The sequence below is a fragment of the Amycolatopsis roodepoortensis genome (assembly GCF_024628825.1).
In the GTDB taxonomy this organism is placed as follows: Bacteria; Actinomycetota; Actinomycetes; order Mycobacteriales; family Pseudonocardiaceae; genus Amycolatopsis; species Amycolatopsis roodepoortensis.
On sequence record NZ_CP102415.1, the window covers coordinates 3,108,566 to 3,121,230 of the forward strand.

Here is a 12,665-nt window from a genome sequence, read left to right on the forward strand (position 1 = left end):
ATCGATGAGAGACTTTAGCCTTGCGCCATGAGCGAAAAGAAACTCGCCGTGACCGTCGCGGGCCTCGGCCCGATGGGTTCGGCGCTCGCCGCGGCCCTGCTCGACCACGGCCACGAGGTGACCGTGTGGAATCGTTCTCCCGGCAAGGCCGCGCCCCTGGTGGCTCGAGGCGCGCGGGAAGCGGACGGCGTCGCGAGCGCGGTGTCCGCGAGCGAGGTGACCGTCGTGTGCCTCGCCGACTACAACGCCCTGTACTCCGCATTGCGTCCCGCCGAATCGGCCCTGCGCGGCCGGGTGGTGGTGAATCTCAATTCCGGCACGCCGAAGGAAGCGCACGAAGCCGTTCGCTGGGCCGGAGATCGTGGGATCGGCTACCTCGACGGCGCCATCATGGTCCCGCCGGCGATGGTCGGCCGTCCGGGTTCGGTGTTCCTCTACAGCGGTGCCGAGGACGTCTTCGACGCGCACAAGGCAACGCTGGCCGTGCTGGGGGAAGCGACCTACCTGGGGGCGGATCCGGGCCTCGCGGTGCTGTACAACACCGCTTTGCTGAGCCTGATGTATTCGTCAATGAACGGTTTCCTGCACGCCGCCGCCCTGGTCGGCAGCGCCGGGGTCGCGGCGACCGATTTCACGAAACTCGCCGTGGACTGGTTCCTGCCCTCGGTGGTCGGCGGGATCCTCGAGGTCGAGGCACCCGCCATCGACAACGGTGTGTACCCCGGTGATCTCGGCTCCCTCGAAATGAACCTCACGGCGCTCACGCACATCGTCGGAACCAGCGGCGAGCAGGGCGTGGACACCGAGATCCCGGCCAGGAACAAGGAACTGGCCGAAAGGGCCATCGCCGCGGGGTTCGGGAAGAGCAGCTACTCGTCGATCATCGAGGTCCTCAAGAAATGACCGCGTCGAGTGCGGCCAGGAACCCGTCCACCGTCTCCCGGTCCCGCACCGCGATCCGCAGGTACCGCGCGTCCAGCCCGGGGAAGGTGTCCCCACGCCGGACGGCGAAACCGCGCTCCCGCAACCTCTCCCGGACGCCGTCGGCGCCAGGCAGCCGCACGAGCACGAAAGGACCCCGAGGCTCACCGAGCACTTCGACACCCAACGCGGTCAGACCCGAAACCAGGTACTCCCGGTCCGCTTCCGCCGCCACCGCCAGCTTTTCGGCTTCCTCCAACGCCGCCGGGCGGCAGCACGCCACCACGGCGACGGCGGCGAGCGACGACACCGACCACGGGGGCTGGACCGCGCGCAGACTGTCCACAACGGACTCGTCCGCCAGCACATACCCCGCACGCAGGCCGGCGATCCCCCAGGTCTTCGTCAGGCTGCGGAGCACGACGAAACCAGGTTGTCCGGCAACGCTTTCGGTCTCGCCGGGGACGGCGTCGAGGAAGGCCTCGTCGACGACGACCAGGCGCCCCGGGCGCCCCAGCGCGAGCAGGTCCGCGGCCGGGTGCAATACGGACGTCGGGTTCGTGGGGTTCCCGACGAAGACCAGATCGGCTTCTTCCGGAACGTCGCCCAGCCGGAAACCGTCGTCGGGGGACAGCACCACCCGGTGCACGGGATGGCCAGCCGCGCGCAGAGCGGCCTCGGGTTCGGTGAACTGCGGGTGCACGACGACGGCGGGTGACGGCCGCAAAGCCGTGGCCAGCAACGTGAAGGCCTCGGCCGCGCCGGAGGTCACCAGCACCTGGGACTCCGGCAGCGAATGCCGGGCGGCGACCGCGGCCGTGGCGGCGGTGACGTCCGGATAGGCCGCCAGGTCGTCCAGGGCCGCCGCCAGTTCGGCGCGCAGCCAAGCGGGCGGCGTCGGAAGGCGGACGTTGACCGCCAGATCGACGAGCCCCTCACCGACCTCGCGATCACCGTGGTGCCAGAGGTCGTAGTCAGCCATGGGCGTGCACCGCGGCGGCGAACCGTTCGGCGAGTTCGGGGTAGCCCGCCCAATGGACGTGCAGGTACGACGCGTGCAGCGACGCCGACGCGAAGCCGTCGGGCGTGCGGTCCCAGCCCCAGGCGGGGGTCGGGCCGCTGCCGGGTTCGAGGATCGTGCGGTGGAATTCGTGCCCGGTGACGCGCTGGCCCGCGACGGCGAGCACGCTGTCCGCGGGCGCGAAAGCCTTGCGGTAGCCGAGTTTCCCGCGTTTCGTCATGGTGGCCGATGCGTCGAGGACACCGGTCATCGGCGTGCCGTCGATGTCCTGGCACAGGTACAGCAGCCCGGCGCATTCCGCCACGACGGGCATTCCGTCACCGACGGCCCGCGCCACCGCGGTCCGCAGCGGGACGTTCGCCGACAGCTCCTCGGCGTGCACCTCGGGAAAGCCGCCACCGAAGTACAGCCCGGCGCAGCCCTCGGGAAGTTCCTTGTCCTGCAAAGGATCCACGTCGACGACGTCGACACCGGCGGCGGCAAGCAGTTCGACCGCCTCGGTGTAGCGGAAGGTGAACGCGGGGCCTGCCGCGGCGGCGACCACCGTACGGCGGCCGTCATGGGCGAACGGAGGCCGCCAGGGATCCCCCGAAAGCCGCGAAGCCGATCGGGCGACCTGCACGATCGCGCCGAGGTCCACGCCCTCGCTGATCCAGGCCGCCAGCTCCGGCAGCAGCCGCGCCGACTCGCTCGCCCGTTCCGCCGCCGGGACCAGGCCGAGGTGCCGGCTGGGCGCGTGGATCTCTTCGTTGCGGTACAGCGTTCCCAGCAGCGGGACACCGGTCGCCTCCAGCGCGGTGACGATCTCGTCCGCGTGCCGCTGTGAGCCCAGCTTGTTCAGGATGACCCCGGCCAGCCGGACGCGCGTGTCGTACTGCGCGAACCCGAGCACGGTCGCGGCGACACTGCGCGACGCGGCCGAGGCGTCCACCACGAGCACCACCGGCGCGTCCAGCAGCCGCGCGACATGCGCCGTCGACGCGTATCCCTCGGTGCCGAGCGCCCCGTCGAACAGGCCCATCACGCCCTCGATGACCGCGATGTCGGCACCGGCGGAACCGTGCCGCAGCAACGGGATCAGCCGATCCTCGCCCTGGAGGAACGGGTCGAGGTTGCGCGGCGGCCGCCCGGTGGCCAGCGCGTGGTAGCTCGGGTCGATGAAGTCGGGGCCGACCTTGTGCCCGGACACCTTCAGCCCCCGCGCCCGCAACGCCGCCATCAGCCCCGCGGCGATCGTGGTCTTGCCGTGCCCGGAGCCGGGCGCGGCGATGACCACGCGGTTCACCATTCGATGCCTCGCTGGCCCTTTTGCCCCGAGTCCATCGGATGCTTCACCTTCGTCATCTCGGTGACCAGGTCCGCCGCCTCGATCAGCTCCGGCGGCGCGTACCGGCCGGTGATCACCACGTGCTGGTGGCCGGGGCGCTCCGTCAGCGTCGAGACGACGTCGTCCACTTCGAGCCAGCCCCATTTGAGCAGGTAGCTGAACTCGTCGAGGACGTAGAAGTCGTGGGTCTCGGCGGCGAGACGGCGTTTGATCTCGGCCCAGCCCTCACGCGCGTTCTCGGCGTGGTCCTCTTCGGAACCGGACTTGCGCGCCCAGCTCCAGCCTTCGCCCATCTTGTGCCATTCGACCGCGCCACCCTGACCGGTGTCTTCGTGCAGCTTGCCGAGCGCGCGGAACGCGGCTTCCTCGCCGACGCGCCATTTCGCCGACTTGACGAACTGGAACACGCCGATTGACCAGCCCTGGTTCCACGCGCGCAGCGCCATCCCGAACGCGGCCGTGGATTTGCCCTTCATCTCGCCGGTGTGCACGGCGAGCAGCGGGCGGTTGCGGCGCTGGCGGGTGGTGAGGCCGTCGTTCGGCACCGTTTCCGGTTTGCCCTGTGGCATTACGCCGCCCTTCCCGAGATCCGAGTGCGGACGGCGCCCGCGAGGGTGTCGGCGGCGACCTCGGCGACCGGAACGTGTTCCGCGCCAAGGTGTTCCGCCAGTTCGGCGGCGAGCCCGAGCCGCATTTTCCCGCTCTCGCAGTCCATCACGATCGAGGTCACGTTCCCGGCCAGCAACCCGGCCGCCTGCCGCGCGCGCTGGACGGCATCGGCGCCGCTGGTCGCGCGGCCGTCGGTGACGACGACGAGCAGCGGACGCCGCAACGGATCGCGGACCGCTTCGATCCGCAGCACCCGCGCCGCCTCAAGGAGTCCTTCGGCCAGCGGCGTGCGGCCACCGGTCGCGAGACCGTCCAAACGGGACGCCGCGGCGTCCACGCTGATCGTCGGCGGGAGCGCGAGTTCGGCGCCGGAAGCGCGGAAGGTCACCAGGCCCACCTTGTCCCGACGCTGGTAGGCGTCGAGCAGCAGCGACAGCACGGCGGTCTTGACCTCGCGCATCCGCTGCCGCGCGCCCATCGAGCCGGACGCGTCGACGCAGAACAGCACCAGGTTGCCCTCGCGCCCTTCCCGCCGCGCGAACCGGAGATCCTGCGGCCGCACCACGAGCCCGGCGCCACTGCGGCCGCGGGACCGCTGGTGCGGCGCGGCCGCGCGCACGGTCGCGAGCAGATGCGGATGCCCGTCCTTGGTTCCGGCGGGCTGGACGCCGATGGTCCGCCCGTTGTCGGTGATCGCCCTCGACCGCCGCCCGGCGACGCCCTCACCGGTGCCCTTCACCTCGAAACGCCTGGCACGGAAGGCTTCCCCGGCGCCGACCGGCTTCTGGTCACCGCCGCTCTGTCCGCCGCCCGACGGCTCCTGGCTTCCGCCCTCCGACGGCGGAGCCTCACCGCCTTCGGGAGGGGTACCGGAACCGGGGCCGTCGTCGTCGGGACCGGGGCCTTCGGGTTCGGCGTCCTGCAACGCCTGCTCCAGTTGCTCCTCGGAGATCCCGGGCGCGTCGAAGGGGTTGCGGCGACGCCGGTGCGGCAGCGCGAGCCGGGCCGCGACCCGGACGTCGTCGGTGGTCACCTCGGTGCGCCCGGCCCAGGCGGCATGCGCGACCGCGGTCCGCGCGGTCACGATATCCGCGCGCATCCCGTCGACCTCGAAGGACGCGCAGACCTCGGCGATCTGCCGCAGCGCGTCGTCTGGCAGTTTGACCGACGGCAGAAGTCGTTGTGCCGCCTCGATGTCCGCGGCGAGTTCGGCGTCGGCCGCGGCGTACTGGCCGGCGAATCCGTCGGGATCCGCCTCGTAGGCGAGACGGCGGCGGACGACCTCGACCCGCAGTTCGGGATCCCGGCTGGACGCGACCTCGACGGTGAGGCCGAAGCGGTCCAGCAGCTGCGGCCGCAATTCGCCTTCCTCGGGGTTCATCGTGCCGATCAGGACGAACCGGGCCGCGTGCGACACCGAGACCCCCTCGCGCTCGACGGTCGCGCGCCCCATGGCGGCGGCGTCGAGCAGCGTGTCGACCAGGTGGTCGTGCAGGAGGTTGACCTCGTCCACGTACAGCAGCCCGCGATGCGCGGCCGCGAGCAGACCGGGCTGGAAATCGGTGACGCCGTCCGCGAGCGCGCGTTCCAGGTTCAGCGAACCGATCACGCGGTCTTCGGCCGCGCCGACCGGCAGCTCCACGAGCCGCGCGGGACGGCGATGCGCGGGCGAGCCTTCGGCGTGCGGCCCGTCCGGGCAGGCCGGATCGGGTTCGACGGGATCGCAGGAGAACCGGCACGCGTCCACCACGTCGACGCCGGGCAGCAGACCGGCCAGCGCGCGCACCATCGTCGACTTCGCCGTGCCCTTCTCCCCGCGCACCAGCACCCCGCCGACGGCGGGTGAGATCGAGGAAAGCACCAGCGCCAGGCGCAGGTCCGGCATCCCCACAACGGCGGTGAACGGGTACGGCTTCACAGCTCTCCTGTCGTCGACGACCTCCGGCCGATCATCGCATAGGAAATCCGTCGTCTAGCGTGACCGAGGTGCGCGAAAAATCACCCCTGACGGTCGTCGGGATCGGGGCCGACGGCTGGCCCGGCCTGTCCTCGCAGGCCAGGGAAGCGGTCCTGAACGCCGACGTGGTCGTGGGCTCGCCGAGACAGCTCGCGTACCTGCCGGCCGGGATGAAAAGCGAGCCCTGGCCCAGCCCGCTCCTGCCCGGCCTGGACGCCTTCCTCGCCGAGCGGGAAGGCCGTGTCTGCGTGCTGGCCAGCGGCGATCCGCTGCTCTCCGGTATCGGCACGACGCTGATCCAGCGCGGCTACGACGTCGAGGTCCTGCCCGCGCTCTCTTCGGTGACGCTCGCCCGCGCGAAGCTCGGCTGGCCGGCGGAGGAGACCGAGGTGGTCACCGTCGTCGGCCGCGCGATCAGCCGGGTGAGCCGTGTACTGGCGCCCGGGCGGAAGATCCTCGTCCTCGGCGCGAACGCCGAAGACCTCCTTGACCTGCTCAAAGCCCGCGGTTACGGCAAGAGCCGCGTCACCGCTCTCTCCGACCTCGGCGGCCCGGACGAGCGGGTCGGCCCCGGCACGCTGACCGTGTTCGCCATCGAGGCCGATGGGCCCGCGCTGCCGCTGACCGGCCTCCCCGACGACGTCTTCGAGCACGACGGCCAGCTCACCAAACGCGACCTCCGTGCGTCCGCGCTGGCCAGGCTCGCGCCGACACCCGGCGAACTGCTCTGGGACGTCGGCGCGGGCGCGGGCAGTATCGGCATCGAGTGGTCCCGCGTGCATCCCCTGAACCGGGCGATCGCGATCGAGCGGTCATCGGAGCGGGCCGCCAGGATCACCCGGAACGCGCACGCGCTCGGCGTCCCGGAACTCCACGTGGTGACCGGCGCGGCACCGGACGCCCTCGAAGGGCTGACCAAGCCGCACGCCATCTTCCTCGGCGGCGGGCTGACCGTGCCCGGCGTCCTGGACGCCTGCCTGGCGACCGGCGCGCGGATCGTCGCGCACGGCGTGACCCTCGAAGCCGAACAGGCGCTGGCCCGCGCGTACGGCGAGCACGGCGGGGAGCTGATCCGCGTCGCCGTCGAACAGGCCGCGCCGCTGGGCGGATTCACCGGCTGGACCCCGGCGCGAGCCGTGACGCAGTGGAGCAAACCTTGACAGTGCACTTCATCGGAGCCGGGCCCGGCGCCGCCGACCTCATAACCGTGCGAGGCCGTGACCTGCTCGGCCGCTGCGAAACCTGCCTGTACCCCGGCAGCATGACACCCACGGACCTGCTCGCCTACTGCCCGGACGACGCGGTGCTCGTCGACACCGCGAACCTCGACCTCCCCGCGATCGTCGAGCGCATGGTCGAGGCCCACGGGAAGGGCCACGAGATCGCGCGGCTCTGCTCCGGCGACCCGTCGATCTACAGCGCGGTCGCCGAGCAGATGCGCCGCCTCGACGCGGCCGGCGTTCCCTACGACGTCACGCCGGGTGTGCCCGCGTTCGCCGCCGCGGCCGCGCTGCTCAACCGCGAACTGACGGTGCCCGAGGTCGGCCAAAGTCTGGTCATCACGCGCGCGCAGGCCCGGTCGACCGCCATGCCGCCAGGGGAAACCCTGGCGAATTTCGCGCGCACCGGCACCACGCTCGCACTTCATCTGGCGATCAACCGCATCGAGCAGGTAGTCGACGAACTGCGGCCGTTCTACCCCGACGACTGCCCGGCCGCGGTGGTCGCGCTGGCGAGCCAGCCGGGTGAGCAGGTGTTGCGCGGCACGCTCGGCACCATCGCGGCGCAGTCCCGGGAGGCCGGGATCAGCCGCGCGGCGATGATCTTCGTCGGGAAAGTCCTTGCCGCGGAAGGATTTCCCGACAGTTTCCTGTACTCGGCCACCCGCGATCGCGCCAACCAACCGGAGTCGCTGTGAAGAACGTGCGCTGGGGCCTGCTGGCCGCCGGGACCATCGCCGCCGAGTTCGCGGCGGGCGTCGAAGAGAGCAGACACGGTGTCCTCGAAGCCGTCGCCGCGCGATCCGGTGACCGGGCGGCCGAGTTCGCGAGCCGCTTCGAGATCCCGAAATGCTATGGCGCCTACGAAGACCTGCTCGCCGATCCCGGCGTCGACGCGATCTACATCTCGACACCGCATCCCCTGCACGGTGAATGGGCGATCCGCGCGGCCGAAGCCGGCAAGCACATCCTGTGCGAGAAACCGCTGACCATGTCGGTCGCCGAGGCGGAGAAGGTCATCGACGCCGCCCGCGCCAACGACGTCTTCCTCATGGAGGCGTTCATGTACCGGCTGCATCCGCAGATCCGGCGGCTGGCCGAGCTGATCTCCTGCGGCGCCATCGGCGAGGTCCGCGCCGTGGACGTCACCTTCAGCTACAACTTCGCCGTGCCCCGGCTCACCGATCCCGCGCTGGGCGGCGGCGGGATCTTCGACGTCGGCTGTTACTGCACGTCACTCGCGCGGCTGGTCTCGCAGGCGGCGACCGGGCAGGACGTCGTCGAGCCCGACGAGGTGCTCGGGATGGCGCGACTCGACGAGAACGGCGTCGACGAGGTCGCGTTCGGGCTCCTGCGGCTGCCGGGCGGGATCCTCGCGCAGCTGGCCTGCGGCTTCCTGCTCACGCAGGACGACCACATCCGCGTGTACGGCTCCGAAGGGCAGCTGTACGTGCCGAAACCGGCGTGGATCCACGAAATGCGCAAGCCCAAGACCTCGCAGATCATCCTCACGCCCGAAGGTGGCGAGCCCGAGGTGATCGAAGTCGAAGCGACTCAAGGCCTCTTCGCTCGCGAGGCCGACCACGTCGCCACACACCTCGAAGACCGGCAGGCGCCCGAACTCACCTGGGCGGAGACGCTCGCCAACCTGCGCACGCTGGAGCGGTGGCGGGCCGCTGTGGCGCGATGACGCTGCTCATCCTGGGCGGTACCGGCGAAGCACGCGAGCTCGCGAAGGAACTGGTGGCACGCGGCGAGCACGTCGTGTCGTCGCTCGCGGGCCGCGTCGCGCGCCCGAAGCTGCCTGAGGGCGAAGTCCGCGTCGGCGGCTTCGGCGGCCCGGAAGGTCTCGCACGCTGGCTGACCGAGAGCGACGTCGACGCGGTGATCGACGCCACGCATCCCTTCGCCGAACGCATCGGCTCGAACGCGGCCATCGCGGCGCGGGAAACGGGCACCCCCCTGCTCAGGCTCGCCCGGCCCGGCTGGACCGAACGGCCCGGGGACACCTGGCACTGGGCCGACGACCTCGACCACGCCGCGCGGCTGCTCCCGTCGCTCGGCGACCGCGTGTTCCTGACCAGCGGACGGCAAGGGCTCACCGCCTTCGCCGGGCTGGATCTCTGGTTCCTGATCCGCTGCGTCGACCCGCCCGAGGTGCCGCTCCCCCGGCGTCACGAGATCCTGCTGGACCGCGGGCCGTACACGGTGGAGAAGGAACGCGCGCTCATGCGGCGGCACGGCATCGAGGTCCTCGTCACCAAGGACAGCGGCGGCGAGATGACCGCGGCGAAGCTCACGGCCGCCCGCGGGCTCGGCGTTCCGGTGGTCGTCGTCCGACGGCCGTCGCGGCCGGAAACGGCCAGCGTAACGACAGTCCAGGACGCCCTAACCTGGTTGAGCGGCACGGCGAAGGGCAGCCCTGCGTAAGCCGTTCGGAGCAGACCCGTTAGCGTTGCGCCGATGCGTCTGATCGCTGTCACGCTGGGGTTGCTGTCCGCCTTGTGCGCGTTGGCTTTCCCCTTCCTGCCGGTGGTGCAGGACACAGCGGAGGTCGTCTGGCCAACGGGCGGCGACACCCGCTCCGTCAACGCGCCCTTGACCGGGTACTGGGCGCAGGACCTGCGCGTCGATCTGCCGTGCACGACCGTCCGGTCGCTGGACGCGCGTTCGCAGGGCCAGGCGCTGTTGTTCTCCACCGTGCCCGACGGCCGCACCGACCCGCGCGCGGGCAAGGGCGTCGGCCTGCAGCTGCGCATCGACAACGGCGTGCTGCTCGCCTCCAGCCAGGGTCAGCAGATCGTGCAGCAGCCGCTGCCGGAGAACAACTGCGACGTCAAGTTGTCGGCGGACGCGAACCAGATGACGCTGACCGTCGCCAAGACCGTGGTATTCCACGCCGAGGGCGACGTCCGGCCGCGGCTGGTCGGGATCTACTCGTCGATCAACGCGGGCAAGGACCCGATCGCCGGACTGCACGTCTCGGTCGTCCCGGACACCCGCTACCAGACCTCGCCGACGGTGTGGAAGTGGATCATCGGCGTCATCGCGGCGCTGTCGTTCATCGGCTGCCTGATCGCGGTGTGGCGGATGGACTCCGGGTTCGCCCGCCGCGCGCCGCGCTGGGCGCCGGTCGGCTGGTGGCGCCTGACCGCCCGCGACGCGACGGTGATCATCGCGCTCGGCGCGTGGGTCTTCATCGGCCCGGTCACCTCCGACGACGGCTACATCCTCACGATGTCGAGAGTGGCCGAAGAGACCGGCTACCTGACGAACTACCACCGCTGGTTCGGCGTCGCCGAAGCGCCGTTCGGCTGGTTCTACCACGTGTACCAGCTGATGGCGCACGTCAGCACGGTGCCGCCGTGGATCCGGCTCCCGTCGTTCCTGCTCGGCGTGCTGAGCTGGCTGCTGATCAGCCGCGAGGTCATGCCGCGCCTTGGCACCCAGGTCCGCACGAGCCGCGCCGCCGGCTGGGCCGCCGCCGCGGTCTTCCTGGTCTGGTGGATGCCGTTCAACAACGGTGTCCGGCCCGAACCGGTCGCCGCGCTGGGCTCGCTGCTGGCGATCTGCGCCGTGGAGCGCGCGCTGGTGACCCGCCGCCTGCTGCCGTTGTGCCTCGGCCTGACCGCCGCCGGATTCACCCTGGCCGCGACGCCGACCGGGCTGATCGCGGTCGCGCCGTTCCTGGTCGCCGCGCGCCCGCTGTACAAACTGGTCCGCCAGCGCGCCGAGAACGGCTGGCTCCCGGTGCTCGCGCCGGTGCTGGCCGCCGGGCTGCTGGTGCTGGTCGTGGTGTTCGCCGACCAGACCTTCGCCACCGTGCAGGAGGCGACCCGGATCCGCACCCTGGTCGGCCCGAACCTGTCCTGGTTCCAGGAACTCGCGCGCTACCAGCTGCTCTTCGAAAGCCTGCCGGACGGCTCCGTGCCACGCCGGTTCCCCGTGCTGCTGGTGCTGCTGTGCACCGGGACCTGCCTGGTGGTGCTGCTGCGCCGCGGCCGGATCCCCGGCGCCGCGCTCGGCCCCAGCCGCCGCCTGATCGGCACGGTCGCGCTGTTCTTCCTGCTGCTGGCGCTGACCCCGACCAAGTGGACGCACCACTTCGGCGCGTTCGCCGCGGTCGGCGCGGCGATGGCGGCCTTGACCGCGCTGGCGACCAGTTCGACGGTGCTGAGGTCCAGGCGCAACCGCGCCGCGTTCCTCGCCGGGCTGCTCGTGGTCGGCGCGCTGGCCGCGACCGGGCCCAACTCGTACTGGTTCGTCTCGAAACTCGGCGTGCAGTGGACGGCGGTGGCGCCGTCGATCGGCGGGATCCAGCTGTCGACGATCCTGCTGGTCGCGGCCGCGATCTCCGGGGTGTACGCGTTCGTGGAGAACGTCCGCGCACACCGGCCCGGCCTGCAGGCGGGGCCACAGGAAGGACGGAGCCGGTCGCTGCGGCTCGGTTCACTCTCGCTGGTGGTCGTCTGCGGTCTGATGGCGACGGGCGAATTCGTCAGCATGGCGTGGGCGATCCACAACCAGTCGGGGTCCTACAGCCTCGGCGCCGCGAACTTCGGGCATCTGTTCGGCAAGAGCTGCAACCTCTCCGACCACGTGATGGTGGAACGCGACGCCGCGACCAGCATCCTGCGCACCCAGCCCGAACAGCGGACGGTGCCGGTGAAGAAGGAAGAGCCGCCCGCCGGGCAGACCCCGCCGCCGCTGCCCGATCCCGAACAGGACAACGGCCGCGTGCAGACCGGGTTCCACACCCGCGCGATCGACGACAAGGATCCGCTGGCCGAGCCGCCGCACGGGTTCAAACCCGACGAAGTCCCGATGTGGAGCAGCTTCCTCGACCCCGAGACGCGGGCCGGACGTCTGCGCAGCGACTGGTACGCCCTGTCCGAGAAGCCCGCCGACGGCCAGATCGTGGTCGCCACCGCGGGCGCGGCCCGGCGGCCGACGTCGGTCAGCCTCGACTACGGCGTGAACACCGGCGAAGGCGTGAAGGTCGTCCGCAGCCAGTTCGTGCTGCCGCCGGGCGCCGGGACCAACGGCTGGAACGACACCCGGATCAACCTGCGCGACCTTCCCCCCGAGACGACGTCCGTGCGGATCAACATCGTCGACAACGACCTCACCGAGGACGGCTGGATCGCCGCGTCCGCGCCGCGCGTGCCGACGTTCACCACGCTGACCGAGAAGATCGCGGGAAAGCAGGTGTACGTCGACTGGCCGGCGTCGTTCGTCTACCCGTGCGTGCAGCCGGTGACCTCGCACGACGGCATTTCGAAGATGCCCGACTACCGGATCACCCCCGGCACCGTCGCCGACGAGGCGAACTGGGCGTCCAGTACCAACGGCGGCCCGATCGGCTGGCTCGAAGAGGTCGCGGCCGAACCCGAGGTGCCCAGCTACCTGATCGGCCAGCCGAGCCAGTCCTGGGGCCAGCTGTTGCAGGTGGAACCGTTCACCGAGGGGATCGCGCCGACGATCGTCCACGGCGAGAAGGTCGTCCCCGGCTGGTGGTCGCCGGGTCCGGGTCCGCGGCAGCCGAACGGCAAGGACCCGACGCGCTGAGTCGTCACTCGCGTGTTTGAACCCGTAACTCACGTGAGTGGA

10 protein-coding genes are annotated in these 12,665 nt (G+C 71.1%); 6 read left to right on the forward strand and 4 right to left on the reverse strand.

Annotation, left to right across the window (positions count from 1 at the left end):
• Positions 1–27: 27 nt before the first annotated feature.
• A complete protein-coding gene (locus NQK81_RS14595) occupies positions 28–903 on the forward strand; it encodes an NAD(P)-dependent oxidoreductase (RefSeq protein ID WP_257488618.1) in 876 nt (291 codons plus the stop codon).
• On the opposite strand, the gene cobC is transcribed toward NQK81_RS14595, so the two are convergent.
• Genes cobC through NQK81_RS14615 form a run of 4 tightly spaced genes read right to left on the reverse strand, consistent with a single transcriptional unit; the run spans position 893 to position 5,796 of the window.
• A complete protein-coding gene (gene cobC / locus NQK81_RS14600; protein ID WP_257488619.1) occupies positions 893–1,903 on the reverse strand; it encodes an Rv2231c family histidinol phosphate aminotransferase CobC in 1,011 nt (336 codons plus the stop codon). The genes NQK81_RS14595 and cobC overlap by 11 nt on opposite strands.
• A complete protein-coding gene (locus NQK81_RS14605; RefSeq protein WP_257488620.1) occupies positions 1,896–3,230 on the reverse strand; it encodes a cobyrinic acid a,c-diamide synthase CobB in 1,335 nt (444 codons plus the stop codon). The genes cobC and NQK81_RS14605 overlap by 8 nt, the downstream gene beginning before the upstream one ends.
• Complete coding sequence (gene cobO / locus NQK81_RS14610; protein WP_257488621.1) at positions 3,224–3,838, reverse strand: cob(I)yrinic acid a,c-diamide adenosyltransferase; 615 nt, start codon at positions 3,836–3,838, stop codon at positions 3,224–3,226. Before cobO ends, NQK81_RS14605 begins: the two co-directional genes overlap by 7 nt.
• Positions 3,838–5,796 carry a putative cobaltochelatase gene (locus NQK81_RS14615; protein ID WP_257488622.1) on the reverse strand — a complete coding sequence of 653 codons (1,959 nt, stop codon included), beginning with the start codon at positions 5,794–5,796 and terminating at the stop codon, positions 3,838–3,840. The genes cobO and NQK81_RS14615 overlap by 1 nt, the downstream gene beginning before the upstream one ends.
• A 59-nt stretch (positions 5,797–5,855) precedes the next feature.
• Here NQK81_RS14615 and cbiE point away from each other — a divergent pair, with 59 nt between their 5' ends.
• Genes cbiE through NQK81_RS14640 form a run of 5 tightly spaced genes read left to right on the forward strand, consistent with a single transcriptional unit; the run spans position 5,856 to position 12,623 of the window.
• Entirely contained in the window at positions 5,856–6,995 is a 1,140-nt protein-coding gene (gene cbiE / locus NQK81_RS14620; RefSeq protein WP_257488623.1) for a precorrin-6y C5,15-methyltransferase (decarboxylating) subunit CbiE, read from the forward strand.
• Entirely contained in the window at positions 6,992–7,753 is a 762-nt protein-coding gene (gene cobM / locus NQK81_RS14625) for a precorrin-4 C(11)-methyltransferase (RefSeq protein WP_257488624.1), read from the forward strand. Before cbiE ends, cobM begins: the two co-directional genes overlap by 4 nt.
• A complete protein-coding gene (locus NQK81_RS14630) occupies positions 7,750–8,745 on the forward strand; it encodes a Gfo/Idh/MocA family protein (RefSeq protein ID WP_257488625.1) in 996 nt (331 codons plus the stop codon). The genes cobM and NQK81_RS14630 overlap by 4 nt, the downstream gene beginning before the upstream one ends.
• Positions 8,742–9,485, forward strand: coding sequence for a cobalt-precorrin-6A reductase (locus tag NQK81_RS14635; RefSeq protein ID WP_257488626.1), 744 nt, complete (start codon positions 8,742–8,744; stop codon positions 9,483–9,485). The genes NQK81_RS14630 and NQK81_RS14635 overlap by 4 nt, the downstream gene beginning before the upstream one ends.
• 33 nt (positions 9,486–9,518) lie before the next feature.
• Entirely contained in the window at positions 9,519–12,623 is a 3,105-nt protein-coding gene (locus NQK81_RS14640; protein WP_257488627.1) for an arabinosyltransferase domain-containing protein, read from the forward strand.
• Positions 12,624–12,665 lie beyond the last annotated feature (42 nt).

What these genes read in the sequence shown, in the direction of transcription:
- NQK81_RS14595 (WP_257488618.1), top strand. Translation starts at nt 28, where the DNA reads ATGAGCGAAAAGAAACTCGCCGTGACCGTCGCGGGCCTCGGCCCGATG.
- cobC (WP_257488619.1), bottom strand. Translation starts at nt 1,903, where the DNA reads ATGGCTGACTACGACCTCTGGCACCACGGTGATCGCGAGGTCGGTGAG.
- NQK81_RS14605 (WP_257488620.1), bottom strand. Translation starts at nt 3,230, where the DNA reads ATGGTGAACCGCGTGGTCATCGCCGCGCCCGGCTCCGGGCACGGCAAG.
- cobO (WP_257488621.1), bottom strand. Translation starts at nt 3,838, where the DNA reads ATGCCACAGGGCAAACCGGAAACGGTGCCGAACGACGGCCTCACCACC.
- NQK81_RS14635 (WP_257488626.1), top strand. Translation starts at nt 8,742, where the DNA reads ATGACGCTGCTCATCCTGGGCGGTACCGGCGAAGCACGCGAGCTCGCG.
- NQK81_RS14640 (WP_257488627.1), top strand. Translation starts at nt 9,519, where the DNA reads ATGCGTCTGATCGCTGTCACGCTGGGGTTGCTGTCCGCCTTGTGCGCG.